At 58.3% G+C, this 24,508-nt stretch carries 27 protein-coding genes and 1 pseudogene; 12 read left to right on the top strand and 16 right to left on the bottom strand.

The features are described from left to right. Positions 1 to 59: 59 nt before the first annotated feature. Complete coding sequence (locus tag M5G26_RS14330; protein WP_134176558.1) at positions 60 to 371, bottom strand: cold shock domain-containing protein; 312 nt, start codon at positions 369 to 371, stop codon at positions 60 to 62. A gap of 224 nt (positions 372 to 595) precedes the next feature. On the opposite strand from M5G26_RS14330, the gene clpS reads away from it, so the two are divergent. Beyond that, entirely contained in the window at positions 596 to 979 is a 384-nt protein-coding gene (clpS, locus tag M5G26_RS14325; protein ID WP_011334948.1) for an ATP-dependent Clp protease adapter ClpS, read from the top strand. A gap of 30 nt (positions 980 to 1,009) precedes the next feature. After that, on the top strand, positions 1,010 to 3,280 hold the full coding sequence (gene clpA, locus M5G26_RS14320; RefSeq protein WP_016987404.1) for an ATP-dependent Clp protease ATP-binding subunit ClpA: 2,271 nt from the start codon (positions 1,010 to 1,012) through the stop codon (positions 3,278 to 3,280). Positions 3,281 to 4,170: 890 nt separating this feature from the next. On the opposite strand, the gene infA is transcribed toward clpA, so the two are convergent. The 4 genes from infA to trxB form a co-directional block, all read right to left on the bottom strand. Continuing rightward, on the bottom strand, positions 4,171 to 4,389 hold the full coding sequence (infA, locus tag M5G26_RS14315) for a translation initiation factor IF-1 (protein ID WP_002553999.1): 219 nt from the start codon (positions 4,387 to 4,389) through the stop codon (positions 4,171 to 4,173). 112 nt (positions 4,390 to 4,501) lie between these two features. Next, on the bottom strand, positions 4,502 to 5,209 hold the full coding sequence (locus tag M5G26_RS14310; RefSeq protein ID WP_007908064.1) for an arginyltransferase: 708 nt from the start codon (positions 5,207 to 5,209) through the stop codon (positions 4,502 to 4,504). Positions 5,210 to 5,266: 57 nt separating this feature from the next. After that, a complete protein-coding gene (gene aat / locus M5G26_RS14305) occupies positions 5,267 to 5,947 on the bottom strand; it encodes a leucyl/phenylalanyl-tRNA--protein transferase (protein WP_273915775.1) in 681 nt (226 codons plus the stop codon). 62 nt (positions 5,948 to 6,009) lie between these two features. After that, on the bottom strand, positions 6,010 to 6,969 hold the full coding sequence (trxB, locus tag M5G26_RS14300; RefSeq protein ID WP_273915774.1) for a thioredoxin-disulfide reductase: 960 nt from the start codon (positions 6,967 to 6,969) through the stop codon (positions 6,010 to 6,012). A gap of 297 nt (positions 6,970 to 7,266) precedes the next feature. On the opposite strand from trxB, the gene M5G26_RS14295 reads away from it, so the two are divergent. The 6 genes from M5G26_RS14295 to cysG all read left to right on the top strand — a co-directional run bounded on the left by M5G26_RS14295 (position 7,267) and on the right by cysG (position 14,899). Next, positions 7,267 to 9,675 (top strand): DNA translocase FtsK, encoded by a 2,409-nt coding sequence (locus M5G26_RS14295; RefSeq protein ID WP_034155142.1) that lies wholly within the window; start codon positions 7,267 to 7,269, stop codon positions 9,673 to 9,675. 67 nt (positions 9,676 to 9,742) lie between these two features. Beyond that, the gene (lolA, locus tag M5G26_RS14290) at positions 9,743 to 10,363 is read left to right on the top strand and encodes an outer membrane lipoprotein chaperone LolA (protein WP_127928929.1); all 621 of its coding nucleotides are present in this window, start codon (positions 9,743 to 9,745) and stop codon (positions 10,361 to 10,363) included. A gap of 148 nt (positions 10,364 to 10,511) precedes the next feature. Then, the gene (locus M5G26_RS14285) at positions 10,512 to 11,834 is read left to right on the top strand and encodes a replication-associated recombination protein A (protein WP_273915773.1); all 1,323 of its coding nucleotides are present in this window, start codon (positions 10,512 to 10,514) and stop codon (positions 11,832 to 11,834) included. Further along, the gene (gene crcB / locus M5G26_RS14280) at positions 11,834 to 12,208 is read left to right on the top strand and encodes a fluoride efflux transporter CrcB (protein ID WP_007908079.1); all 375 of its coding nucleotides are present in this window, start codon (positions 11,834 to 11,836) and stop codon (positions 12,206 to 12,208) included. Before M5G26_RS14285 ends, crcB begins: the two co-directional genes overlap by 1 nt. Before the next feature lie 15 nt (positions 12,209 to 12,223). Beyond that, positions 12,224 to 13,504, top strand: a complete 1,281-nt coding sequence (gene serS, locus M5G26_RS14275; RefSeq protein ID WP_038369693.1) for a serine--tRNA ligase — start codon at positions 12,224 to 12,226, stop codon at positions 13,502 to 13,504. Then, the gene (cysG, locus tag M5G26_RS14270; RefSeq protein ID WP_134176563.1) at positions 13,505 to 14,899 is read left to right on the top strand and encodes a siroheme synthase CysG; all 1,395 of its coding nucleotides are present in this window, start codon (positions 13,505 to 13,507) and stop codon (positions 14,897 to 14,899) included. A gap of 94 nt (positions 14,900 to 14,993) precedes the next feature. On the opposite strand, the gene M5G26_RS14265 is transcribed toward cysG, so the two are convergent. The 8 genes from M5G26_RS14265 to M5G26_RS14230 form a co-directional block, all read right to left on the bottom strand. Then, positions 14,994 to 15,995 (bottom strand): glutathione S-transferase family protein, encoded by a 1,002-nt coding sequence (locus tag M5G26_RS14265; RefSeq protein WP_273915772.1) that lies wholly within the window; start codon positions 15,993 to 15,995, stop codon positions 14,994 to 14,996. A 91-nt stretch (positions 15,996 to 16,086) separates the two neighbouring features. Then, on the bottom strand, positions 16,087 to 17,088 hold the full coding sequence (locus M5G26_RS14260; protein ID WP_273915771.1) for a glycosyl transferase family protein: 1,002 nt from the start codon (positions 17,086 to 17,088) through the stop codon (positions 16,087 to 16,089). Further along, a complete protein-coding gene (locus M5G26_RS14255) occupies positions 17,085 to 17,420 on the bottom strand; it encodes a TusE/DsrC/DsvC family sulfur relay protein (protein WP_095118237.1) in 336 nt (111 codons plus the stop codon). Before M5G26_RS14255 ends, M5G26_RS14260 begins: the two co-directional genes overlap by 4 nt. Next, positions 17,417 to 17,710, bottom strand: a complete 294-nt coding sequence (gene tusB, locus M5G26_RS14250; protein ID WP_273915770.1) for a sulfurtransferase complex subunit TusB — start codon at positions 17,708 to 17,710, stop codon at positions 17,417 to 17,419. Before tusB ends, M5G26_RS14255 begins: the two co-directional genes overlap by 4 nt. Beyond that, entirely contained in the window at positions 17,710 to 18,066 is a 357-nt protein-coding gene (gene tusC, locus M5G26_RS14245; protein WP_273915769.1) for a sulfurtransferase complex subunit TusC, read from the bottom strand. The genes tusB and tusC overlap by 1 nt, the downstream gene beginning before the upstream one ends. Position 18,067: 1 nt before the next feature. Further along, entirely contained in the window at positions 18,068 to 18,460 is a 393-nt protein-coding gene (tusD, locus tag M5G26_RS14240; RefSeq protein WP_134176567.1) for a sulfurtransferase complex subunit TusD, read from the bottom strand. Between the two features lie 200 nt (positions 18,461 to 18,660). Continuing rightward, complete coding sequence (locus tag M5G26_RS14235; RefSeq protein WP_273915768.1) at positions 18,661 to 19,365, bottom strand: YoaK family protein; 705 nt, start codon at positions 19,363 to 19,365, stop codon at positions 18,661 to 18,663. A 25-nt stretch (positions 19,366 to 19,390) separates the two neighbouring features. After that, complete coding sequence (locus M5G26_RS14230; protein ID WP_134176699.1) at positions 19,391 to 19,720, bottom strand: DUF6388 family protein; 330 nt, start codon at positions 19,718 to 19,720, stop codon at positions 19,391 to 19,393. A gap of 134 nt (positions 19,721 to 19,854) precedes the next feature. Here M5G26_RS14230 and M5G26_RS14225 point away from each other — a divergent pair, with 134 nt between their 5' ends. Then, positions 19,855 to 20,205 carry a hypothetical protein gene (locus tag M5G26_RS14225; RefSeq protein ID WP_273915767.1) on the top strand — a complete coding sequence of 117 codons (351 nt, stop codon included), beginning with the start codon at positions 19,855 to 19,857 and terminating at the stop codon, positions 20,203 to 20,205. 116 nt (positions 20,206 to 20,321) lie between these two features. On the opposite strand, the gene M5G26_RS14220 is transcribed toward M5G26_RS14225, so the two are convergent. Then, positions 20,322 to 20,747, bottom strand: coding sequence for a GNAT family N-acetyltransferase (locus M5G26_RS14220; protein ID WP_007908103.1), 426 nt, complete (start codon positions 20,745 to 20,747; stop codon positions 20,322 to 20,324). Positions 20,748 to 20,894: 147 nt separating this feature from the next. Here M5G26_RS14220 and M5G26_RS14215 point away from each other — a divergent pair, with 147 nt between their 5' ends. The 3 genes and pseudogenes from M5G26_RS14215 to M5G26_RS14205 form a co-directional block, all read left to right on the top strand. Further along, positions 20,895 to 21,332 carry a hemerythrin domain-containing protein gene (locus M5G26_RS14215; RefSeq protein WP_134176568.1) on the top strand — a complete coding sequence of 146 codons (438 nt, stop codon included), beginning with the start codon at positions 20,895 to 20,897 and terminating at the stop codon, positions 21,330 to 21,332. Positions 21,333 to 21,553: 221 nt separating this feature from the next. Then, positions 21,554 to 22,189, top strand: a complete 636-nt coding sequence (locus M5G26_RS14210) for a lytic polysaccharide monooxygenase auxiliary activity family 9 protein (RefSeq protein WP_134176569.1) — start codon at positions 21,554 to 21,556, stop codon at positions 22,187 to 22,189. A 43-nt stretch (positions 22,190 to 22,232) separates the two neighbouring features. After that, a pseudogene (locus tag M5G26_RS14205) lies at positions 22,233 to 23,234 on the top strand (chitinase); the annotation flags it as partial. Between the two features lie 126 nt (positions 23,235 to 23,360). On the opposite strand, the gene M5G26_RS14200 reads toward M5G26_RS14205, so the two are convergent. Next, positions 23,361 to 23,780, bottom strand: coding sequence for a DUF6896 domain-containing protein (locus M5G26_RS14200; RefSeq protein WP_273915765.1), 420 nt, complete (start codon positions 23,778 to 23,780; stop codon positions 23,361 to 23,363). Then, positions 23,777 to 24,508, bottom strand: a 732-nt coding sequence (locus M5G26_RS14195) for an RHS repeat-associated core domain-containing protein (RefSeq protein WP_273915764.1), incomplete at its 5' end; no start/stop codon positions are given. The genes M5G26_RS14200 and M5G26_RS14195, both read right to left, overlap by 4 nt.

The following is a 24,508-nucleotide window of genomic DNA, read 5'->3' as shown; positions in this document are numbered from 1 at the left end:
CTGACTCTTCATTGAGTCAGGCGGTTTTTTATTGCTTGGGATATTCAGGTGAAAATCAGTCAGCTCATCGCTTTGGCAGTCGCGGTAGCGGCAGCCGCAGCGGCGCCGACAGCAGAGCCCTCAGCGGCACTGGATGGTTTTTCGATGACAGCATTTATGCCTACGGCATGCAGCCCTTTGGGGCCTTGAACAATATCGAAAACCACGGCTTGTCCGGCCTTGAGGGTTTTATATCCTTCCATTTGAATGGCGGAGTAGTGCGCAAAGAAATCGATCTCTTTGCCATCCTCATCGCGGCCTTCGCGGGCATCGGTATTGATAAAGCCGAATCCCTTGGCATTGTTGAACCATTTCACCTTGCCGACAGCCATGCTCAAATCCCTCTGCAACAGACTCCATCGCTGGAGTATCATCCAATTCATCCGCAATCTAATCCGTTAAAAGGATTGACTCCGCGGATCTTTTTTACCCACTGTGGGCTCTATTGGTTGTAACACCGTTTTCCCGATAGTCAAGGTGACCGGGCAGTCGGAGTTGAAAACGTGGACAACCGCCCCCACCACTGTAATTGCACAACTGACGAACCTTTCTTTCCATGCATGCAATCAGCCAGATTCGACTAACATTCAATCAGGATCGCCCGCTTCTCCAAAAGGATCTTCCACAGGAGCACGACGACGATTCGGCAGGCGTTGCTGTTCAGGAAGCAAAGCCTGCGTTACAGGCGCCGCCGATGTACAAGGTGGTTTTGTTCAACGATGACTACACACCGATGGATTTCGTCGTCGAAGTGCTCGAGGTGTTTTTTAACCTGAATCGCGAGCTGGCGACCAAGGTCATGCTGGCCGTCCACACAGAAGGACGGGCAGTATGTGGAGTGTTTACCCGCGACATCGCCGAGACAAAGGCCATGCAGGTCAACCAGTACGCCAGGGAAAGCCAGCATCCGCTACTCTGTGAAATCGAGAAGGACGGTTAATCGCCGACCACTTGGGTATGAGGTGAAGCTATGTTAAACCGCGAGCTCGAAGTCACCCTCAATCTTGCCTTCAAGGAGGCTCGTTCGAAACGTCATGAATTCATGACCGTCGAACACCTTTTGCTGGCCCTATTGGATAATGAGGCTGCCGCCACCGTTTTGCGTGCCTGCGGCGCAAACCTCGACAAACTCAAGCATGACCTGCAGGAGTTCATCGACTCCACCACGCCATTGATCCCCGTTCATGACGAAGATCGCGAAACCCAGCCAACCCTGGGCTTCCAGCGTGTACTGCAACGTGCTGTTTTCCACGTACAGAGCTCGGGCAAACGCGAAGTGACTGGCGCCAACGTGCTGGTTGCAATCTTCAGTGAGCAAGAGAGTCAGGCAGTGTTCCTGCTGAAACAGCAGAGCGTTGCGCGCATCGATGTCGTCAACTACATCGCGCACGGCATTTCCAAAGTGCCGGGGCATGGCGATCACTCTGAAGGTGAACAAGATATGCAGGACGACGAGGGCGGTGAGTCTTCTTCTTCAGGCAATCCTCTGGATGCTTATGCCAGCAACCTCAACGAACTCGCGCGCCAGGGTCGTATCGATCCGCTGGTCGGCCGTGAGTCGGAAGTCGAGCGTGTCGCGCAGATTCTCGCGCGCCGACGCAAAAACAATCCGCTGCTGGTCGGTGAAGCAGGCGTGGGTAAAACCGCAATTGCCGAAGGTCTGGCCAAGCGTATTGTCGACAACCAGGTACCGGATCTGTTGGCCAACAGTGTTGTTTACTCTCTCGACCTCGGTGCTCTGCTCGCGGGCACCAAGTATCGCGGTGATTTCGAGAAGCGCTTCAAGGCGCTGCTCAATGAACTGAAAAAACGTCCGCAGGCGATCCTGTTCATCGACGAGATCCACACCATCATCGGTGCCGGCGCTGCGTCCGGTGGCGTGATGGACGCCTCGAACCTGCTCAAACCGCTGCTGTCGTCTGGCGACATTCGCTGCATCGGCTCGACCACGTTCCAGGAATTCCGCGGCATCTTCGAGAAGGATCGTGCCCTGGCGCGTCGCTTCCAGAAGGTCGATGTCGTCGAGCCGTCGGTAGAAGACACCATCGGCATCCTGCGCGGCCTGAAAGGGCGTTTCGAGCAGCACCACAACATCGAATACAGCGATGAGTCGTTGCGCGCCGCTGCTGAGCTGGCTTCGCGCTACATCAATGACCGGCATATGCCGGACAAGGCCATCGACGTGATCGACGAGGCGGGCGCCTATCAGCGTCTGCAACCGGTCGAAAAACGTGTGAAGCGCATTGAAGTGCCACAGGTCGAAGACATCGTCGCGAAAATCGCGCGGATTCCGCCTAAACACGTCACCAGTTCCGACAAGGAGCTGCTGCGCAACCTGGAGCGTGACCTGAAGCTGACGGTGTTTGGTCAGGACGCGGCGATCGATTCGCTGTCGACCGCGATCAAACTGTCGCGCGCCGGGCTTAAATCGCCTGACAAGCCAGTCGGTTCGTTCCTGTTCGCAGGTCCGACCGGTGTTGGTAAAACCGAGGCTGCGCGGCAATTGGCCAAGGCGTTGGGGATCGAGCTGGTTCGCTTCGACATGTCCGAATACATGGAGCGTCACACCGTTTCGCGTCTGATCGGTGCGCCTCCAGGCTATGTCGGCTTTGATCAGGGCGGACTGTTGACCGAGGCGATCACCAAGCAGCCGCACTGCGTATTGCTGCTCGATGAAATCGAGAAGGCGCATCCGGAAGTCTTCAACCTGCTGCTGCAGGTGATGGATCACGGTACGCTGACCGATAACAACGGGCGCAAGGCGGACTTCCGCAATGTGATCGTGATCATGACCACTAACGCCGGTGCCGAAACGGCTGCTCGGGCTTCGATCGGTTTCACTCATCAGGACCACTCGTCTGATGCGATGGAAGTGATCAAGAAGAGCTTCACGCCGGAGTTCCGTAACCGTCTGGACACCATTATCCAGTTTGGTCGCCTCAGCCATGAGGTCATCAAGAGCGTGGTGGACAAGTTCCTTACCGAGCTTCAGGCGCAGCTGGAAGACAAGCGTGTGCTGCTTGAGGTCACTGATGCCGCGCGGAGTTGGCTGGCGGCGGGTGGTTATGACTCGGCGATGGGCGCACGTCCGATGGCGCGTCTGATCCAGGACAAGATCAAGCGTCCGTTGGCGGAGGAGATTCTGTTTGGCGAGCTGGCCGAGCATGGCGGTGTGGTGCACATCGACATCAAGGATGGTGAGTTGACGTTTGACTTCGAAACTACCGCAGAAATGGCCTGATGGCCTGAGATCAAGAGGGCGCCTTCGGGCGCCTTTTTGTTATTTGTCGTTTGGGTTTTTTGGGTGAATATCCGTTGCTGCGGTGATGGCTTATTACGGTTTCGCCCTTACGGCGACTCACTTTTTTTCAAACGCCAAAAAAAGTAAGCAAAAAACGCTTGCTCCTACGTGCGGCCCGCTCGCCGGGGCTCGGGGTTCCTTCGCTGCGGGATCGATCCGGGCGCAGCGCCTACGGTTTGCTTCCTCAGCCCTTCCGACGTCGCCTTACAGATCAAGAGCAGGCGAGCTGACACTCGGCCTATTGAGTGGTGAAGAGCGGGTGTTCGGCTTTGGATTTGTGGTGGGTTTTCCCCTCACCCCAGCCCTCTCCCGAGGGAGAGGGGGCCGATTTTCGGGCTTTTCAAAACCTGAGTTCAACGCGGAATCGCACGTCGGCGTATCTCTTCCAGTCCACGCGGTGAGTCCCCTCTCCCTCCGGGAGAGGGCTAGGGTGAGGGGCTCTTGATCTGGCTTTTGATCTTGCTCTGGCTTTGGCTTTTGATCTTTTGCCCCTTCGGCAGGCCGAGCGTAGGTGTCTATCCGGGGGGTAGGCGCGCAGCGCCGTGCGGCGCAGCCGCATACATCGAGAGGAGGTGCAGCGAAGCAAACCGTAGGCGATGCCCCCGGATGGACACCGTAGCGAGGGAACACTGAGCCTCAGCGAAGTGCCGTACGCCGGGGCAAAGCCTTTTGGGTTACCTTTTCGGCGTTTGGAAAAGGTGACTCGCTGTAAGAGCGAAACCGCCAGCGGCAGCGCCCGCAGCAACGGATATGCCCCCAAACCCAAACCAACCCCCAAAACGCACAAACAAAAACGCCCGGCATAAACCGGGCGTTTTGTATTGACTTGATTAACGAGCGCGGTAAGTGATGCGCCCTTTGCTCAAGTCATAGGGCGTCAGCTCGACGCGCACTTTGTCACCGGTAAGAATACGAATGTAGTTCTTGCGCATCTTGCCGGAAATATGCGCGGTTACGACGTGCCCATTTTCCAACTCCACACGAAACATGGTGTTGGGCAGGGTGTCGACGACAGTGCCTTCCATTTCGAAGCTGTCTTCTTTCGACATGCAGTAAAGCCCTCGGTATCCAATGAATGGCCCGGTGCAACTGCGCCAGGCAAAAGCGGCGTGCATTGTGCCCGAAAAATGGGGTTTACGCCAAGGGGTTTACGGTTTGGGTTTAGTTGAGGATGACCCAGCGCTGATTAATCAGCAATTCGATGGGGCGATATTGTGTCTTGTAGTTCATCTTTTTGCAGTTCTTGATCCAGTAACCGAGGTACACCGCTTCAAGCCCGAGACGCTGTGCCTCGGCGATTTGCCAGAGGATGGCAAATCGGCCAAGGCTGCGGCGCTCTTCGGCCGGTTCGTAAAAGGTGTACACCGCTGACAAGCCGTTCGGCAGCAAATCGGTCACGGCCACGGCGAGCAACCGTCCGTCGAGTCGGAACTCGTAAAACCGCGAGAAGGGCAGATCGCGTACCAGAAAAGTCGAGAATTGATCACGGCTCGGCGGGTACATGTCACCGTCAGCGTGGCGTTGTTCGATATAGCGCTGGTACAGATCGAAATATTCTTCGCTAAACTGCGGTTTGGCCGGGCGCACCTGCAAATCCGTGTTGCGTTTGAAAATCCGCTTCTGCTGACGATTGGGTGTGAACTGCGCCACCGGAATGCGCGCAGGCACGCACGCATTGCAGTTCTGGCAATGCGGGCGGTACAGATGATCGCCGCTGCGACGAAAGCCCATTTCCGACAGGTCTGCGTAGACGTGCACATCCATGGGCTGACTCGGATCGAGGAACAGGGTCGTGGCCTGCTCCTCGGGCAGATAACTGCAAGAGTGAGGCTGAGTGGCATAGAACTTCAAACGCGCCAACTCGGTCATGATCAACCCTCGGGATAAGCTGGTGAATTAAGTGTAAGCCACGCGCGCAAAAGTCGCTCAGCAAACCCAGGTGGCACGATTGGGCTGATCCAGGTGATTTGCCAGATAGTCGGCGAATTGCTGACGAGGAATTGCCCGCGCGCCGAGGCTGTGCAGATGATCGGTCGGCATCTGGCAATCGATCAGCACGAATCCTGAGTCTTTCAGATGGCGCACCAGAGTGGCAAAGCCGAATTTGGAAGCATTGTCGGCGCGGCTGAACATCGATTCGCCGAAGAACAGTTGGCCCATCGCCAGGCCGTACAGGCCGCCGACCAGTTCGCCCTGATCCCAGACCTCTACCGAATGCGCGAAGCCGCGGCGATGCAGTTCAACGTAGGCGTCCTGCATGGCTTCGGTGATCCAGGTGCCGTCGGCGTAATCCCGTGGTGCAGCGCAGGCGCGGATCACGGCGTCGAAGTCCCGATCGAAGGTCACTTGGTAGCGTTCCTGGCGCAGCAGTTTGCCAAGGCTGCGCGAGACATGCAGTTCGTCGGGAAACAACACCGTGCGCGGATCCGGCGACCACCAGAGAATCGGCTGGCCTTCGGAAAACCATGGAAAACAGCCATGGCGATAAGCCTGAATCAGTCGATCGGCCGACAGATCGCCACCGGCGGCGAGCAGTCCGTTGGGGTCGCGCATGGCCTTTTCCAGTGGTGGAAAAGTCAGGGAATTACGTTGTAACCAAGTCAGCATGGCATCCAGGCTTGCAGAAGGGGAGGGCGGTGCGGGCTGTTCGCCCGCGATAAAGTGTGCCGTTAAATGACCGGAATGTCGTCCAGATACTTCTCGGCATCGAGTGCGGCCATGCAGCCAGCACCTGCCGACGTTACCGCTTGGCGGTAAACGTGGTCGGCCACGTCGCCGGCGGCAAACACCCCGGGAATCTCGGTGGACGTAGCATCACCGTCGCTGCCACCCTTGACCAGCAAGTAACCGTCGCGCATCGGCAGTTGCCCTTGAAACAGATCGGTGTTGGGTTTGTGGCCGATAGCGATGAACACGCCGGCCAGCGCCAGTTCAGCGGTTTCACCCGTGTGGCTGTCACGCAGTCGCGCGCCGGTGACACCGCTGGCATCGCCCAGCACTTCGTCGAGATTCTGATTCCAGTGCAGACGCACATTGCCTGTGGCGGCTTTGTCGAACAGTTTGTCTTGAAGGATTTTCTCCGAACGCAATTTGTCGCGCCGGTGGATCAGGTGCACCTCTTTGGCGATGTTCGACAGGTACAGTGCTTCCTCGACGGCGGTATTGCCGCCGCCGACGACTGCGACCACCTGATTGCGATAGAAAAAGCCGTCACAGGTCGCGCAAGCAGAAACACCTCGGCCGGCGAAGGCTTCTTCCGAGGGCAGCCCCAGATATTGCGCCGAGGCGCCGGTGGCAATGATCAGCGCGTCGCAGGTGTAAGTGCCGCTGTCGCCAATAAGCTCGAACGGGCGCTGCTGCAACTTGGCGGTGTGGATGTGGTCGTAAACGATCTCTGTGGCAAAGCGTTCGGCGTGCTTCTGCATGCGCTCCATCAGTACCGGGCCGGTGAGACCTTCGACGTCGCCGGGCCAGTTGTCGACTTCAACGGTGGTGGTGAGCTGGCCACCTGCCTGCAGGCCGGTAATGACCACGGGTTTGAGGTTGGCGCGAGCGGCATACACGGCGGCGCTGTAACCGGCCGGACCGGAGCCGAGGATGATCAGGCGTGAATGCTTCGCTACGTTCATCAAATACACCTCATAAGCCTTTGTCACAAAAGGTAATGCATGCTCAAATTGAGTCGCGGGTTCTGTGTGCTTGACTATGCTCAGTCCTGAGGCTTGAAGCATGGCATCAGACGCACAAACCCGTACAATGCCGGGCTGTTACAGAATATTCGCGGTGCGTTGTGTTTATAAAAAGCGCGACGCAGTGTTAAAAGTAGTCTCAGTTGCGCTCGTTCACTTTTTTACCTGCCTGGATTGGGCAGTTTTTTATCGTCATTCAATAGATGGACGCGCCTCGGGCGCAGGAAAAGAAGCGTTTTGAAGAAATCCACCGAAGCACCAAAAACAGTCGTTCCGCTCTGGCGCCAACAGTTGCACTACCGGCTCAAGGAAGGTGCATTGATCGCCATCGGTGCCTTGTGCCTGTTCCTGATGATGGCTTTGCTGACCTACGGCAAGGACGATCCAGGCTGGAGCCACAACAGCAAGATCGATGATGTACAGAATTTCGGCGGCCCGGCGGGCTCCTACAGCGCCGACATCCTATTCATGGTGCTGGGTTACTTTGCGTACATCTTCCCGTTGCTGCTGGCGATCAAGGCCTATCAGATTTTCCGCCAGCGCCACGAACCGTGGCAGTGGAGCGGCTGGCTGTTCTCCTGGCGTCTGATTGGTCTGGTGTTCCTGGTGCTGTCCGGCGCTGCGCTGGCGCATCTGCATTTCCACGCAGCGTCGGGTCTGCCGGCGGGTGCGGGCGGCGCGCTGGGCGAAAGCCTCGGCAATCTGGCGAAGAATGCGCTGAACATTCAGGGCAGCACGCTGTTGTTCATCGCGCTGTTCCTGTTTGGCCTGACGGTGTTTACCGACCTGTCGTGGTTCAAGGTGATGGACATCACCGGCAAGATCACCCTCGACCTGTTCGAACTGTTCCAGGGCGCGCTCAACCGCTGGTGGTCGGCGCGTACCGAACGCAAGCAACTGGTCGCGCAACTGCGTGAAGTCGACGATCGCGTGCATGACGTGGTCGCGCCAACGGTCACCGACAAGCGTGAGCAGGCCAAAGTCAAAGAACGCCTGATCGAACGTGAGCAAGCCCTGAGCAAGCACATGTCCGATCGCGAGAAACAAGTGCCGCCGGTCATTGCGCCAGCTCCAGCCAAAGCGCCCGAGCCGAGCAAGCGCGTGCAGAAAGAGAAACAGGTGCCGTTGTTCGTCGACAGCGCCGTGGAAGGCACCTTGCCGCCGATCTCGATTCTCGATCCTGCGGAAAAGAAACAACTCAATTACTCACCGGAATCCCTGGCAGCGGTCGGCCACTTGCTGGAGATCAAGCTCAAGGAATTCGGCGTCGAAGTCACGGTTGATTCGATCCACCCGGGCCCGGTGATTACCCGTTACGAAATTCAGCCGGCCGCCGGCGTAAAAGTCAGCCGCATCGCCAACCTCGCCAAAGACCTTGCGCGTTCTCTGGCTGTGACCAGTGTGCGGGTGGTCGAGGTGATTCCGGGCAAGACCACCGTCGGTATCGAGATCCCCAACGAAGACCGGCAGATCGTGCGTTTCTCCGAGGTGCTGTCGACGCCCGAGTACGATAACTTCAAATCGCCGGTCACCCTGGCACTCGGTCATGACATTGGTGGTAAGCCGGTCATCACCGACCTGGCGAAGATGCCGCACTTGCTGGTGGCCGGTACGACCGGTTCCGGTAAGTCGGTGGGTGTGAACGCGATGATTCTGTCGATCCTGTTCAAGTCCGGCCCGGAAGACGCCAAGCTGATCATGATCGACCCGAAAATGTTGGAACTGTCGATCTACGAAGGCATTCCGCACCTGCTGTGCCCGGTCGTCACCGACATGAAGGACGCTGCCAACGCCCTGCGCTGGAGCGTGGCCGAGATGGAGCGCCGCTACAAGCTGATGGCGAAGATGGGCGTGCGTAACCTTTCCGGCTTCAACGCCAAGGTCAAGGAAGCCCAGGACGCCGGCGAGCCGTTGAGCGACCCGCTGTACAAACGCGAAAGCATCCACGACGAAGCGCCATTGCTGCAGAAGCTGCCAACCATTGTCGTGGTGGTCGACGAATTCGCCGACATGATGATGATCGTCGGCAAAAAGGTTGAAGAACTGATCGCCCGTATCGCCCAGAAGGCCCGTGCCGCCGGTATCCACCTGATCCTCGCGACCCAGCGGCCGTCGGTGGACGTGATCACCGGTCTGATCAAGGCCAACATTCCGACCCGTATGGCGTTCCAGGTATCGAGCAAGATCGACTCCCGAACCATCATCGATCAGGGTGGCGCCGAACAACTGCTCGGCCACGGTGACATGCTCTACATGCCACCGGGCACCAGCCTGCCGATCCGCGTTCACGGAGCGTTCGTTTCCGACGATGAAGTACACCGGGTGGTCGAAGCGTGGAAACTGCGCGGCGCACCGGAATACAACGACGACATCCTCAACGGTGTCGAAGAAGCGGGCAGCGGTTTTGAAGGCAGCAGCGGTGGTGGCGACGGCGATGATCCGGAAGCCGACGCGCTGTATGACGAAGCGGTACAGTTCGTACTCGAAAGCCGTCGCGCCTCGATTTCCGCGGTACAGCGCAAGTTGAAGATCGGCTACAACCGCGCCGCACGGATGATCGAAGCCATGGAAATGGCCGGGGTCGTCACCTCGATGAACACCAACGGTTCCCGTGAAGTCCTGGCCCCGGGCCCGGTACGCGACTGATTGCAAACGCAAGAGGCGGGACAATGATGTGCCGCCTCTCTCCCAACGAGTATTCAAGAGGACTCCCATGCGTCTTATCCGCATGTTGCTGCCAGTACTGGCGCTGACCACTCTCACGGCCCACGCCGATGACAAGGACGTGGCGCGTCTGACCCAATTGCTGGAAACATCCAAGACCCTGAGCGCGAACTTCTCGCAGCTGACCCTCGACGGCAGCGGCACGCAGTTGCAGGAAACCACCGGCAACATGACCCTGCAGCGTCCGGGCCTGTTCTACTGGCACACCAATGCGCCGGCCGAGCAGACCATGGTCTCCGACGGCAAGAAAGTCACCCTGTGGGACCCGGATCTGGAACAGGCGACCATCAAGAAGCTCGACGAGCGTCTGACCCAGACCCCGGCGCTGCTGCTGTCCGGTGATGTGTCAAAGATCAGCCAGAGCTTCGACATCAGCGCGAAAGAGGCGGGCGGCGTGATCGACTTCACCCTCAAGCCGAAAACCAAGGACACCCTGTTCGACAACCTGCGCTTGTCGTTCCGCAACGGTCTGCTCAATGACATGCAACTGATCGACAGCGTCGGCCAGCGCACCAACATCCTGTTTACCGGGGTCAAGGCCAACGAGCCGGTGTCGCCGTCCAAGTTCAAGTTCGACATCCCCAAGGGTGCCGACGTGATCCAGGAATAAACCCGTAAACCCTGTGAGAGCGAGCCTGCTCGCGAAAGCGATATTTCATCCAGCATTAATAGTGACTGATACACCGCTTTCGCGAGCAGGCTCGCTCCCACAAGGGCAAATGATCGACTTGATCAAATAGAGGTTTCAACGCTACGTGATGGATCTGTTTCGCAGTGCACCGATTGCCCAGCCACTGGCCGCGCGTTTGCGGGCGACCAATCTGGATGAGTACGTCGGTCAGGAGCACGTGCTCGCTCGCGGCAAGCCTCTGCGTGAGGCGCTGGAGCAGGGTGCCCTGCATTCGATGATCTTCTGGGGCCCTCCGGGTGTGGGCAAAACCACGCTGGCGCGGTTGCTTGCAGAAGTCTCCGATACACACTTCGAAACGGTCTCGGCGGTGCTCGCCGGGGTCAAGGAGATCCGTCAGGCCGTTGAAATCGCCAAGCAGCAGGCCGGCCAGTACGGCAAGCGCACAATTCTGTTCGTCGATGAAGTGCACCGCTTCAACAAGTCCCAGCAGGACGCATTCCTGCCGTACGTTGAAGACGGCACGCTGATCTTCATCGGCGCCACCACCGAAAACCCTTCGTTCGAACTCAACAACGCCTTGTTGTCGCGCGCCCGCGTCTACGTGCTGAAAAGCCTCGACGAAGCGGCGCTGCGCAAACTGGTGCACCGTGCACTGACCGAAGAGCGCGGTCTGGGCAAGCGCAACCTGACGCTGAACGACGAAGGCTTCCAGATGTTGCTGTCGGCCGCCGATGGCGATGGCCGGCGTCTGCTCAATCTGCTGGAAAACGCCTCCGATCTGGCCGACGACAATAGCGAAATCGGCACTGAACTGTTGCAAAGCCTGCTCGGCGATACGCGTCGGCGTTTCGACAAGGGTGGCGAGGCGTTCTACGACCAGATCTCGGCGCTGCACAAGTCGGTGCGCGGGTCCAATCCCGATGGCGCGCTGTACTGGTTTGCGCGGATGATCGACGGCGGTTGCGATCCGCTGTACCTGGCCCGGCGCGTGGTGCGCATGGCCAGTGAAGACATCGGCAACGCCGACCCGCGCGCCCTCAGCCTGTGCCTGGCGGCGTGGGAGGTGCAGGAGCGTCTCGGCAGTCCGGAAGGCGAATTGGCCGTGGCGCAGGCGATCACTTATCTGGCGTGCGCGCCGAAAAGCAACGCTGTTTATATGGGTTTCAAAACCGCATTGCGCGCCGCCGCTGAAAACGGCTCGCTTGAGGTGCCACTGCACTTGCGCAACGCACCGACGAAACTGATGAAACAATTGGGCTATGGCGATGAATATCGCTATGCCCACGACGAGCCGGACGCTTACGCCGCTGGCGAAGACTATTTCCCGGAAGAGCTTGATCCCATCCCGTTCTACCAGCCTGTGCCGCGCGGCCTGGAATTGAAGATCGGCGAGAAGCTCAACCACCTCGCTCAACTCGATCGTTTAAGCCCTCGGCAACGGAGAAAATAGTGCTTCCATTGATCATTGCGGTCTCCGCCGGCGGGGTTGCCGGCACCTTGTTGCGCTTCGCTACCGGCAATTGGGTCAACGCCAATTGGCCGCGGCACTTCTATACCGCGACGCTGGCCGTTAATATCGTGGGCTGTCTGCTGATTGGCGTGTTGTACGGCCTGTTTTTGATACGCCCGGAAGTGCCGATCGAGGTGCGTGCCGGGTTGATGGTCGGCTTCCTCGGGGGGCTGACGACTTTTTCATCCTTTTCACTGGATACGGTGCGCCTGCTGGAAAGCGGGCAAGTGCCGCTGGCCTTGGGCTATGCGGCACTCAGCGTATTCGGCGGGCTGCTCGCGACGTGGGCTGGCCTGTCTTTGACCAAACTTTGATAACGAGAAACCGACATGCTCGATTCCAAACTGTTACGTAGCAACCTTCAGGACGTAGCGGACCGCCTGGCTTCCCGTGGCTTTGCCCTGGATACCGCGCGCATCGAAGCGCTGGAAGAACAGCGCAAGACCGTCCAGACCCGCACCGAAGCACTGCAGGCTGAGCGTAACGCGCGTTCCAAATCCATCGGTCAGGCCAAGCAGCGCGGCGAAGACATCGCGCCGTTGATGGCGGACGTCGAGCGCATGGCGGGCGAACTGAGTGCCGGTAAAGTCGAGCTGGACGCAATCCAGACCGAACTGGACTCGATCCTGCTCGGCATCCCGAATCTGCCACACGAATCCGTTCCGGTCGGCAAAGACGAAGACGACAACGTCGAAGTGCGCCGCTGGGGCACGCCGACTGCTTTCGACTTTGAAGTGAAAGACCACGTGGCGCTGGGCGAGAAGTTCGGCTGGCTGGACTTTGAAACCGCCGCCAAGCTGTCCGGCGCGCGTTTCGCCCTGTTGCGTGGCCCGATCGCGCGTCTGCACCGCGCACTGGCGCAGTTCATGATCAACCTGCACGTCAACGAGCACGGTTACGAGGAGGCTTACACGCCTTATCTGGTCCAGGCCCCGGCGCTGCAAGGCACCGGTCAACTGCCGAAGTTCGAAGAAGACCTGTTCAAGATCGCCCGCGAAGGCGAAGCCGATCTGTACCTCATCCCGACCGCCGAAGTGTCGCTGACCAACATCGTTGCCGGCGAAATCGTCGATTCGAAACTGCTGCCGATCAAGTTCGTCGCTCACACCCCGTGCTTCCGCAGTGAAGCCGGCGCGTCGGGCCGTGACACTCGCGGCATGATCCGTCAGCACCAGTTCGACAAAGTTGAAATGGTCCAGATCGTTGAGCCATCGCAATCGATGGAAGCACTGGAAGGCCTGACCGCCAACGCCGAAAAAGTCCTGCAACTGCTCGGTCTGCCTTATCGCACCCTCGCGCTGTGCACCGGCGACATGGGCTTCAGCGCGGTCAAGACTTATGACCTCGAAGTGTGGATTCCGAGCCAGGACAAGTACCGCGAAATTTCCTCCTGCTCGAACTGCGGCGACTTCCAGGCCCGCCGTATGCAAGCGCGTTTCCGCAACCCGGAAACCGGCAAGCCTGAGCTGGTGCACACCTTGAACGGTTCCGGTCTGGCTGTTGGCCGTACGCTGGTGGCCGTGCTGGAAAACTACCAGCAGGCCGACGGTTCGATCCGTGTGCCGGACGTGCTGAAGCCGTACATGGGTGGCCTTGAGGTCATCGGCTAAATGAAATATCTGCCGCTGTTTCACAACCTGCGCGGCAGTCGTGTGTTGGTCGTCGGTGGGGGGGAAATTGCCTTGCGCAAATCCCGCCTGCTGGCCGATGCCGGTGCGCTGCTGCGGGTGGTCGCACCTGAAATCGAAACGCAACTGCGTGAGCTGGTTACCGCTTCTGGCGGTGAATGCCTGTTGCGCGGTTACGTCGAGGCGGATCTGGACGGTTGCGGGCTGATCATTGCCGCCACTGACGATGAGACGCTGAACGCACAAGTCTCCACCGATGCGCACAAGCGCTGCGTGCCGGTCAACGTGGTCGACGCGCCGGCCTTGTGCAGCGTGATCTTCCCGGCGATCGTCGATCGCTCGCCGCTGATCATTGCCGTGTCCAGCGGCGGCGATGCGCCGGTGCTGGCGCGTTTGATCCGCGCCAAGATCGAAACCTGGATTCCTTCGACTTACGGTCAGTTGGCCGGACTCGCCGCGCGTTTCCGCAATCAGGTGAAAAGCCTGTTTCCGGATGTGCAGCAGCGTCGTGGTTTTTGGGAAGACGTGTTTCAGGGGCCGATTGCCGATCGACAGCTGGCCGGGCAGGGCGCTGAAGCCGAGCGTCTGCTGCAAGCCAAGATCGATGGCGAAGCCATGGTCACCACCGGCGAGGTGTATCTGGTTGGCGCCGGTCCGGGTGATCCGGATCTGCTGACCTTCAAGGCTTTGCGTCTGATGCAGCAAGCCGACGTGGTGCTGTACGACCGCTTGGTGGCGCCAGCGATTCTAGAATTGTGCCGTCGCGATGCCGAGCGGGTTTACGTTGGCAAGCGTCGGTCTGATCACGCCGTGCCGCAGGATCAGATCAACCAGCAACTGGTCGATCTGGCCAAGGCCGGCAAACGCGTGGTGCGGTTGAAGGGCGGTGATCCGTTTATCTTCGGCCGTGGCGGCGAAGAGATCGAAGAGCTGGCCGCTCATGGCATCCCATTTCAGGTCGTGCCGGGTATTACGGCGGCCAGTGGTTGCGCGGCGTATGCCGGGATTCCGCTGACGCACCGTGATTACGCGCAGTCGGTGCGCTTTGTCACCGGGCATTTGAAGGACGGTTCCACTGATCTGCCATGGGTCGACCTCGTCGCCCCGGCGCAGACGCTGGTGTTTTACATGGGCCTGGTCGGGTTGCCGGTCATTTGCGAACAACTGATCAAGCATGGTCGTTCAGCGGATACCCCGGCGGCGTTGATTCAGCAGGGCACCACGGTCAATCAGCGGGTCTTTACCGGCACGCTGGCTGATCTACCGCGACTGGTGGCGGAGCATGAAGTGCATGCGCCGACACTGGTGATCGTTGGTGAAGTGGTGCAACTGCGCGAGAAACTGGCGTGGTTCGAAGGGGCTCAGGCGCAGGTCTGAGTCAGATCAAAAGATCGCAGCCTTCGGCAGCTCCTACATGAGAATGCGTTCCCTGTAGGAGCTGCCGAAGGCTGCGATCTTTTGCTTTTTGCTATTAACCCTTCAACCAAACCCCTTTCCCAGCCAGCCGCGCCCGATCATGGGCCACGCTGAAATCCTGCTCCGGCCCCTTCGGCACAACCCCAGTCGGATTGATCGTCTTGTGACTGCCGTAGTAGTGATTCTTGATGTGCTGGAAATCCACCGTCTCGGCAATCCCCGGCAACTGATACATCTCCCGCAGCCAGTTCGACAGGTTCGGATAATCGGCAATGCGCCGCAGATTGCACTTGAAGTGCCCGTGATACACCGCATCAAACCGGATGATCGTAGTGAACAGGCGCACGTCAGCTTCAGTGAGGTATTCGCCGCTCAGATAGCGGTTTGCGCTTAAAACGCCTTCAAGGTAATCGAGTTCGGCAAACACCTCATCGAACGCTTCTTCATAAGCCTGTTGCGACGTCGCAAAGCCTGCGCGATACACGCCGTTGTTCACGGCCGGATAAATTCGCTCGTTCAGCGCATCGATCTCGCCGCGTAATGGTGCCGGGTAGAAATCCAGATCATTGCCGGTCAGATCATCGAACGCGCTGTTGAACATGCGGATGATCTCCGCCGATTCATTGCTGACGATACGTTTTAGCTTTTTATCCCACAGCACGGGCACAGTGACGCGCCCCGTGTAATCGGCAGTGTCGGCGGTATAGCGCTGGTGCATGAAGTCGAAGCCGTCGAGCTTGTCGCCGGTCGAGCCGAGCGCGGTGTCGAAGGTCCAGCCGTTTTCCAGCATCAACCAACTGACCACCGAGACGTCGATGAGGCTTTCCAGGCCTTTGAGCTTGCGCAGGATCAACGTGCGATGCGCCCATGGACAGGCGAGAGAAACATAGAGGTGGTAGCGCCCGGCTTCAGCGGCAAAACCGCCTTCGCCGCTGGGGCCGGGTTCGCCGTTCGCGGTCACCCAGTTGCGGCGCTTGGCCTGTTCACGCTGGAACGCGCCGTCCTTGCTGCTTTCGTACCACTTGTCCTGCCAGTGGCCATCGACGAGTAAACCCATGATCAAGACTCCGTAAACCAATAATCGTTGGAGTCGAGTCTATTCCGATGAGTTCGAACAAAAAGCGCAATGATCGGGCGCGAATGATCGGTTAAATCGATTTGTTCCGCGCGGCCCAGTATTGCTCGGCAGTGGCGAAGGCTTGCTCACGGCTTTGGCCGAGTCCGCGCAAGGCCAGCGCCATGGTCGCAATCAAGGCCATTTGCGGGTAACTGTCGACCACCTCTCCACGCCACACGGCTTTCAGATGTTCAACGTCCAGGGTCGCCGGTTTAACGTGGCGTTGCGCCGACAACTGCGGCCATTCCTCATCCCAGCTCTCGCCGCCGGTGGTGCCGTAGAGGTGGCTGTCGGCATCCGGGTTGATCTCGATTTCGCCGCCGTCGCCCTTGACCACAATCGCCGTGTCGCCAAGCAAACCACTGGCATCGCGATGCACGGCCTGATAGCCAGGATGGAAAATGCTTTGCAGGCCGCAACGCGCGCCCAGTGGATTGAGAATCCGCGCGAGCGAATGAATCGGCGAACGCAGGCCGAGGGTGTTGCGCAAATCGATCATGTTCTGCAGTTGCGGCGCCCAGTCCACCAGCGGCATGAACGCCAGGCCGCCGTTGTCCAGCGCTGCGCCGACCTGTTGCCAGGTGCGGCACAACGGAATGTTCAACTCGCCGAGCAGTTGCTCGCTGTACATCCGCCCGGCGGTATGAGCGCCGCCGCCGTGCATGAAGATGCGTACGCCGTTCTGTGCCAGACACTTGGCCGCCAGCAGGTACCACGGCAGATGCCGCTTCTTGCCGGCATAGGTCGGCCAGTCCAGATCGACGTTCAACGTGGGTGCCTGCAAACGTGCGCGCAACGCTTCGGTGAAGCCGGCCATTTCCTCGGCGCTTTCCTCCTTGTGTCGCAGCAACATCAGGAACGCGCCGAGCTGGGTGTCTTCAACCTTGTCGTCGAGCACCATGCCCATGGCTTCGCGGGCTTCTTCACGAGTCAGATCGCGGGCGCCGCGTTTGCCCTTGCCGAGAATGCGCACGAATTGGGCGAACGGGTGTTCGGCAGGGGTTTCGAGGGTCAGTGCTGGAAAGTCGGTCATAAGCAATTCGTCGGTTTGGGCAGGCCCGCCAGTTTCGCGGCGAGTTTGGCGGGGGTGCCTTTGAACAGTCGGTTCAGGTGCAGGCTGTTACCTTTGTCCGGGCCGAGTTTCAACGCGGTGTACTTGATCAATGGCCGTGTGGCCGGGGAGAGCTGGAATTCTTCGTAGAAGCTGCGCAACAGTTCGAGGACTTCCCAGTGTTCGGCGGTCAACTCGATCTCTTCGGCGGCGGCGAGGGCGCTGGCGACATCAGCCGACCAGTCGCTGAGGTCGACGAGGAAACCGTCCTTGTCCAGTTCGATGGCGCGGGCGCCGACGGTCATGGAATTCATAGCCAGCTGTTGACCTTGTCGTGGTGGATCGACAGCTCGACGAAGGCCGGGTAATCGATGGCGTCGGCCCAGTCCGGGACTTCGATGGCACGAGCCTGTGCATCTTCGGCCAGAACCCACAGTTTGATCTGGCGGCTTTGCAGATCGGTGAATGACGCTGTGCCCGGTTGCAATGCATAGACGGCATCGCCGGACAGCAGCAGGGCATCAGCGCTGCCGATCAGGCGCAGGCAACTGCTCAGGCGATCATCGCCGAACGGGGAATGAGACAACACGTGCAAAGTCGACATCAGAGAGTGATCACCTGGTCGTAACGGTCAATAAGGGCGGTGATTTGTTCGGCGGCCAGCGGCTGCGCTTCGGCCAGCGACAGATTGCCGAGACCGCGTGTGCTGGCGCTGTCGGCGCAGTAAAACAGTACTTCTACACCAAACATTGGCAGTGCCTGCAGGTTGGCGCTGAGGTCTTTCTGTTGCAGGGCCTTGGCGTTCTGCCCGGCGGCGAGTTGCAGCACGCCATCATCGAGAAACAACAGGCCGATCGGCAGATCGAACGCGCCGCCGGCCAGCACGATGTCCAGCGCTTCACGGGCGCCGGGGCCTGACCACGGCGACTGGCGGCTGATGATCAACAGGGACTTGGCCATCTCACGCACCTCCGAAGCAGATCAAGCGGTCAGCGTCTTGCACCGCGTCATGCAATTGACCGAGGCCGGACAATTCCCACGGCGCGCTGATCGAAATCGCTTCACGCTGGTAGCGCTTGGCTTCTTCAGCGTTCAGCGCACCACGGCGCAGGGCGGCGGCGATGCACACCACGCCGTCCAGCTTCTGTTCGGTGATGAAGGTGCGCCATTGTTTGGGCAGGTCCAGTTCGTCCTGCGGCGTGACCACCGCATCCGAAGCGTTATAGACGCCGTCCTGATAGAAAAACAGCCGGACAATTTCATGCCCACCGGCCAGCGCGGCTTGCGCAAACAGCAGGGCGCGGCGCGAGGAGGGCGCATGGGCGGCGGAAAACAGCGCAATGGCGAACTTCATGACGGACTCGATCAGCAAAACTGCGGCCATGATAAAGCATTGCAGGCCGCAAAGGATCGCAGCGCCTACAGGGAAACACGATCTCTGTAGGAGCTGCGGCACGCTGCGATCTGTTGATTTTGATTTTGAAAAACAAGATCAAAAGATCGCAGCCTCGTTTCACTCGACAGCTCCTACAGGGAGTACGGGGCGGGCGTTGATTAGCGAGGCATGTAGCCCAGTTGCCAGCGCCGCGGAATTTTCAGGGAGAGCAGCCCGATCATCGCGGCCAGCAACCCGCTGACGAACATCGCCTTGAGTCCAAGATGATGCTCCAGCACCGCCCCCAGAATCGCGCCGATAAACATCCCGCTCCAGGGCACCAGTTGCACCCGCCAGCCACTGCGCCGCTCGCCGAGCATCCAGCGGCCCAGTCCACGGCCGAATCGCGACAACGCGCCAGTCACGTAAGTCAGCCCGACCGGCAAGCCATTCACCTCTTCGACCGCCGCGTTGAGCATGCCCATCGCAATGATCGCCGCCAGCAGCGCTGGCAGTTGCGTGTCGAATGGCCAGGCCGCCGCCGCGCACAGCAGGGTGGCGATACACAGCAGCAACGGCAGCGCCCGGCGTCCACCGAAACGGGCAACGATAACGCCCAAGGCGTTCCCGGCTATAAAAGTGGCGACGAGGATCAACAAACGCAGGGTCAGCCCGATATCACCATCGCTAATCGCCACGGCAAGTCGGGTGGTGTTGCCGCTCATGAACGAGACGAAGTCGCCGCTGGCCATAAAGCCGATGGCGTCGGTCATGCCGGCCAGTACCGAGAGGCTGGCCACCAGCGCCAGACCAATCCGCCCGCGCCACTTCTGAGTGTGCAGATGGCCGGGGCTGGCGCGGTGAGTCGAGGCGGATGGCAGCATCGGTAGAAGTGTCCTTGGGCGGCGGTTATGGTTCTATGCCATACAGATCGCAATATTCCGGCCAACCCATCCCGGCCATTTCCGCGACTTCACGGTGCACTTCCAACCGCTGCGCCTGATACTCCTCAGGCGAATCAGCCGTCAGTTGCAAGGTCAACTCCCAGGCAAAAAGTCCGAGACTTTCCGCTTCGGCCTCAAATGCTTCATGCAGTCGCTCTTCGCGATAGTGCGCTTGAGTTTCGCCTTTGGCCTGGGCCAGCAACGGGTTGAGGTGATCGAGGGTTTCGCGCAGTTCGGGACGCGCGTCGAGAAATACTTTCAGGGCATGTTCATGTCGCTGGTCGGTAGGCGCCATGGGTTTTCCTTGTGAGGCTGATGAGCTTAGGTTGCCGCAGCGGCCTGCGCGTGTCGCGCTATAAATGCAGTAAAGCAGAACGATTTCTGCTGCTGCGGTGATACAGTCCGCTTTTTTCTGAATGAGCGAATGCAATGCGAACTCTGATGGTAGCGCTGGCGGCGACGCTGTTAGCCGGTTGCGCAGGCTCGGTGATGGACGATGCTCGCACGAAAACCCCGTACAAGGTGTTGACGTCGGACAAGGCTGAAAAAGTCGTGGCGCAGTGTGTGCAGTTTGGTTGGCAGGACGAGGCGGTGTTCGGCGTGGACGCGGCGGCGTATCTGGAACCGCGCAAGTCGGGCGGGACGACGGTGTACACCCGTTCGGCGGAGTCGTTTGTCGACGTGATTACCGAGGCATCGGGTACGACGTTGAATTACTACGCGCAGAAGGATGACTTTGTCGCCAAGCGCCGGTTGGCGGCTTTAGCGACTTGCCTCTGATCATGCGTTGAGGTGGCTGCCGGCATCGTCGGAACGCCGCCCGGAGCAGGCTCAATCCTACCGTGGAATGCATTCCAAATGTGGGAGCGAGCCTGTTCGCGAAGGGGCCGCAACATTCAACCGATCAATCGCTTCTGGAAGAAATGCCGCTTATGTCCCAGTGGATAATCCAGAATCTCTCCGCATTCGCTAAATCCAAGCTTCTTGTAAAACTCCGGTGCCTGGAAGGAGAAGGTGTCGAGCCAGATGCCAACGCAGTCTTTTTCCCGTGCCAGATCTTCCGCCCTCTGCATCAACTGCGAGCCGATACCCTTGCCGCGACCTTGCTCCGGCACGGCCAGTAACTCAATGAACAGCCAACGATAGAACGTGTGGGCATACAAACCTCCGAGGATCGCGTCGTGTTCATCACGCACTAACAGAGCGATCGGCTCGAAGGTCGACGGTCCGGCGTTGGCAACGTTGTGCGCACGCAGCGGCGCGAGGATGGCTGTGCGTTCTTCTTCGGTCGGGTTTTGTGACAGCTCGATGCGTAAGTTCATGCCTGACTTCCTTGTGGTTTGAACCCGCAGCCTATCCTGCCCGGCGGTGATCTTCCAAGCCCCTCTCAACCCGGTGGAACTGCCGCTCTCGCCTCGGGGTCTAGCCTTTACAGCGTCATTCCAGCACGCGGTTGATGAGGAATCCCCATGAATATTTTCGAAGCCCTTCGCGAAAGCCATGACCGCCAGCGTAGCTACGCCAAAACCCTGATCGAAACCAGCGGCGATACGCCGGAACGGGTCGAAGCGTACAAACAGCTCAAAGCCGAACTCCAGGCTCATGAAACTGCTGAAGAGCGCCATTTCTACATTCCGTTGATGGAGTTCGATAACGGCGTCGACCTGAGCCGCCATGCCATCTCCGAACACCATGAAATGGACGAGATGATGGAAGAACTCGACGAGACCGAGATGTCCAGCCCGGCCTGGCTGGCCACCGCCAAAAAGCTCTCTGACAAAGTTCACCATCACCTGAAGGAAGAGGAACAGAAGTTCTTCCAGATGGCTGGCAAATTGCTCAGCGAAAAACAGAAAGAACAACTCGCCGGGCAATACGAAAAGGAGTTCCAGGAACAATTGCCGTGAGCACTGAATGGCAGTCTTTGTAGCATTGGCGTGTAATCTTTTGTCGTCATCTTTGGTGGGCATTGTCGCAAAAGGCTGTATATGCATCCAGTATTTGCGGTGTTTTTACGGTTCAAGGCTGCTGACTGCGACAAAACCGCCGATGGACAAAAAATCCGTCTCCGTTAGCTTGAAGGCCTCTCCTCGGAAAGGAGAGTTCTTAAATCAACGGAGTGAAAAACATGAATCAACCACAAGCACAAACCCAACTGCGACACGGTCGTGTCATTTCCCCTGCAAGCCGCGGTGCGGTAGCGATCGAGCAAGGATTGCTCGGCGCTTGGCAGGTCAACGAAATGGAAGGCGGGAAGAACTTCCCGGCGCTGGCAGCGGGGCCATTTCCGGCGCCTTACCAGAGCGACTCGGACAGTGTTACGCCACCGGCCGATGGCTACATCCTCAGCGGCGGCAAGAGCGATGCCCGCGACTGTGTGAACTTCACCAATGAAGAGATGAGCAAGAAACTCGCTCGTCCGTTCACTTGGCCGCTGCTCAATGTCACCCCGGGACAAACTCTCGAAATCAAGTGGGAATACACCGCACCGCACACCACTCGCGGCTACCGTTGGCTGATCACCAAGGATGGCTGGGACCCGAAACAGCGTATTACCCGTGCGCAACTGGAAGCCCAACCGTTCTTCGAGGACTTCTACACTCAGGTGCCTTATTACAGCTACCCGAATGAGCTGAAGGCCAAGGTCAATCACGCGGTGAAACTGCCGACCAACAAGACGGGCCATCACGTGATCGTACTGATGTGGATCGTCGCCAACACCGGCAACGCTTTCTATCAGGCTTTCGACGTCGACTTCAAATAACGGCGCTGCGTCGCCAAACCCACACGTTCTGAAGGATTAGAACATGTCAAAAATCGATTTCTCTTTAGTGCAAAACGCCGCGAGCGATGCCGCCTCGCTGATGCCGAGCATTGCCGGCAAAAAGATCCTCATGGGCTTCTGGCACAACTGGCCCGCAGGCCCGAGCGATGGTTACCGCCAGGGCCGCTTTGCCAGCCTTTCGCTGGAAGAAGTGCCCAAGGAGTACAACGTGGTCGCGGTGGCCTTTATGAAGGGCAGCGGGATTCCGACCTTCAAGCCGTTCAACGTTTCCGATGCCGAGTTCCGCCGTCAGGTTGGCGTGCTCAACAGTCAGGGGCGGGCGGTACTGATTTCCCTCGGCGGCGCCGATGCGCACATCGAGTTGCGCAGCGGTCAGGAACAACCGCTGGCCAATGAAATCATCCGTCTGGTGGAAACCTACGGCTTCGACGGGCTGGACATCGATCTTGAACAGAGCGCGATTGAATTCGCTGCCAACAAGACCGTCCTGCCGGCCGCACTGAAACTGGTCAAGGATCACTACGCAGGCCAAGGCAAACATTTCATCATCAGCATGGCCCCAGAGTTTCCTTATCTGACCAGCACCGGCAAATACGTGAGCTACCTGCAGGCACTGGAAGGCTACTACGACTTCATCGCCCCACAGTTCTACAACCAGGGTGGCGACGGTGTCTGGGTGCAGGAAGCCAACGACGGTGCAGGTGCGTGGATTGCGCAGAACAACGACCCGCTGAAGGAGGATTTCCTTTACTACCTGACTGAAAGCCTGGTGACCGGTACTCGCGGCTTCACCAGAATTCCGGCGGACAAGTTCGTCATCGGCCTGCCGGCCAACAACGATGCGGCGGCCACCGGTTATGTGATCGACAAAACTGTGGTCGGTAACGTTCTTAAGCGTCTGGCTATCAAGGGGCTGCCGATCAAAGGCTTGATGACTTGGTCGGTGAACTGGGACAACGGCAGCAGCAAGGATGGCTTGCCGTACAACTGGGAGTTCAGCCGGCGTTATGGGCCGTTGATTCACGGGGTCTCTTTCGCCGAGCAGGATATCGATGACACGCGTTCGCTCATCGCTCGTTAGTTGCAAATAAAGAAGCCCGGTAGCGCTGCCGGGCTTCTTTGTTGGTTTGGAATGCGTGTGGGTATGTTTTTATTCGGTTTTAACCAGGACATAAAGATTGTCATTGATCGACATCTTTTCGATTCTGTTTAAAGAGATAAGCTCTTTGAATTCTTTTTCGAGTGTTTTCTTGTCGCAGTATTTTTCATATGTAAGCGGCCTGTCCAAAGCGTAAATGTAAAGGCGCCATACGTCAAAGCCGTCGATTCTGCTGTTCGAGCCGTAATCGAAGTCCACTGATTCTGATGGGAAATGAATGGCGCACCCTACGCCGTGCAGTTCATATTGAATTTCATCAGTTATTTCACCGCAGCGTTCGATTTGCTTGCTCCGCCAGAGTCTTAAAATATTCCGAGTGCCAAATTTTTTTTGTAGTAATTCTGTTCCACTTTCAACTTTTGAAAGAAAGTCAGTTATTAGGTTCTCAAGATTTTTATCGGCTATTTTCATCTTCTTCTGTGATGCTCCAATCGGTCGTGTCCGACATTGTTAGCTGATTCAATGACTTCTTCGATCGTATTAAGTTGTCCTTTGTGCTCTCTGATGTTCGTGATCAAATTTATAGTTATTGGCGTTGCTGTTTGTTTTGCAGCTGCTGCACGGTGATGTCCATCTAGAATATAGAAGGTGCCCTGATGTTCTGCTACGTCTATGGGATAGCTGACATCGTAGCCACCTGCTCGCATCTGATCTCTTATTTTTTCGACGCGTTTAGTTGAATTTTTTCCCATAATTGCATGCGTTCGCTTCACTGAATGTGGGTCAACGCCATGAATCAAGTCCGGTAATTGTGGATCACCCTCATCAACCTTAGTCCCACCAACCCCACCCGGCACCTCACACCCAGGCTTATTCGGCGGCGGACAATTGGAGTTCAACCCCAACGGATCCACCCACCCCGTCGGATTCGGCACGTACTGGTACTGATTCAATCCACCAGCCAACTTGATCGGATCCGGTGTCAGATACCGCCCCAGCCTCGGGTCGTAATACCGATGCCGGTTGTAATGCAGCCCGCTTTCGCCATCGAAGTACTGCCCCTGAAAGCGCAGCGGCTGGTTCAGGTAGTCGTCGCCGGCCAGGGTCAGTGCGGCGACTTTGCCGTAGGCGTCGTATTGCGCGGACCAAACGATGTCGCCGCTGTAGTCGGTGAGTTCCTGCGGGGTGCCGAGGTGGTC

The sequence above is a fragment of the Pseudomonas sp. TNT2022 ID642 genome, assembly GCF_028656995.1.
In the GTDB taxonomy this organism is placed as follows: Bacteria; Pseudomonadota; Gammaproteobacteria; order Pseudomonadales; family Pseudomonadaceae; genus Aquipseudomonas.
The sequence above is the reverse complement of the archived record's forward strand: the minus strand, read 5'-3'. Positions and strand labels throughout refer to the sequence as shown.

Coding starts and splice junctions, on each gene's coding strand:
- M5G26_RS14330 (WP_134176558.1), bottom strand. CDS start 371: ATGGCTGTCGGCAAGGTGAAATGGTTCAACAATGCCAAGGGATTCGGC.
- clpS (WP_011334948.1), top strand. CDS start 596: ATGCATGCAATCAGCCAGATTCGACTAACATTCAATCAGGATCGCCCG.
- clpA (WP_016987404.1), top strand. CDS start 1,010: ATGTTAAACCGCGAGCTCGAAGTCACCCTCAATCTTGCCTTCAAGGAG.
- infA (WP_002553999.1), bottom strand. CDS start 4,389: ATGTCGAAAGAAGACAGCTTCGAAATGGAAGGCACTGTCGTCGACACC.
- M5G26_RS14310 (WP_007908064.1), bottom strand. CDS start 5,209: ATGACCGAGTTGGCGCGTTTGAAGTTCTATGCCACTCAGCCTCACTCT.
- aat (WP_273915775.1), bottom strand. CDS start 5,947: ATGCTGACTTGGTTACAACGTAATTCCCTGACTTTTCCACCACTGGAA.
- trxB (WP_273915774.1), bottom strand. CDS start 6,969: ATGAACGTAGCGAAGCATTCACGCCTGATCATCCTCGGCTCCGGTCCG.
- lolA (WP_127928929.1), top strand. CDS start 9,743: ATGCGTCTTATCCGCATGTTGCTGCCAGTACTGGCGCTGACCACTCTC.
- M5G26_RS14285 (WP_273915773.1), top strand. CDS start 10,512: ATGGATCTGTTTCGCAGTGCACCGATTGCCCAGCCACTGGCCGCGCGT.
- serS (WP_038369693.1), top strand. CDS start 12,224: ATGCTCGATTCCAAACTGTTACGTAGCAACCTTCAGGACGTAGCGGAC.
- cysG (WP_134176563.1), top strand. CDS start 13,505: ATGAAATATCTGCCGCTGTTTCACAACCTGCGCGGCAGTCGTGTGTTG.
- M5G26_RS14265 (WP_273915772.1), bottom strand. CDS start 15,995: ATGGGTTTACTCGTCGATGGCCACTGGCAGGACAAGTGGTACGAAAGC.
- M5G26_RS14260 (WP_273915771.1), bottom strand. CDS start 17,088: ATGACCGACTTTCCAGCACTGACCCTCGAAACCCCTGCCGAACACCCG.
- M5G26_RS14255 (WP_095118237.1), bottom strand. CDS start 17,420: ATGAATTCCATGACCGTCGGCGCCCGCGCCATCGAACTGGACAAGGAC.
- tusB (WP_273915770.1), bottom strand. CDS start 17,710: ATGTCGACTTTGCACGTGTTGTCTCATTCCCCGTTCGGCGATGATCGC.
- tusC (WP_273915769.1), bottom strand. CDS start 18,066: ATGGCCAAGTCCCTGTTGATCATCAGCCGCCAGTCGCCGTGGTCAGGC.
- tusD (WP_134176567.1), bottom strand. CDS start 18,460: ATGAAGTTCGCCATTGCGCTGTTTTCCGCCGCCCATGCGCCCTCCTCG.
- M5G26_RS14235 (WP_273915768.1), bottom strand. CDS start 19,365: ATGCTGCCATCCGCCTCGACTCACCGCGCCAGCCCCGGCCATCTGCAC.
- M5G26_RS14230 (WP_134176699.1), bottom strand. CDS start 19,720: ATGGCGCCTACCGACCAGCGACATGAACATGCCCTGAAAGTATTTCTC.
- M5G26_RS14225 (WP_273915767.1), top strand. CDS start 19,855: ATGCGAACTCTGATGGTAGCGCTGGCGGCGACGCTGTTAGCCGGTTGC.
- M5G26_RS14220 (WP_007908103.1), bottom strand. CDS start 20,747: ATGAACTTACGCATCGAGCTGTCACAAAACCCGACCGAAGAAGAACGC.
- M5G26_RS14215 (WP_134176568.1), top strand. CDS start 20,895: ATGAATATTTTCGAAGCCCTTCGCGAAAGCCATGACCGCCAGCGTAGC.
- M5G26_RS14210 (WP_134176569.1), top strand. CDS start 21,554: ATGAATCAACCACAAGCACAAACCCAACTGCGACACGGTCGTGTCATT.
- M5G26_RS14200 (WP_273915765.1), bottom strand. CDS start 23,780: ATGAAAATAGCCGATAAAAATCTTGAGAACCTAATAACTGACTTTCTT.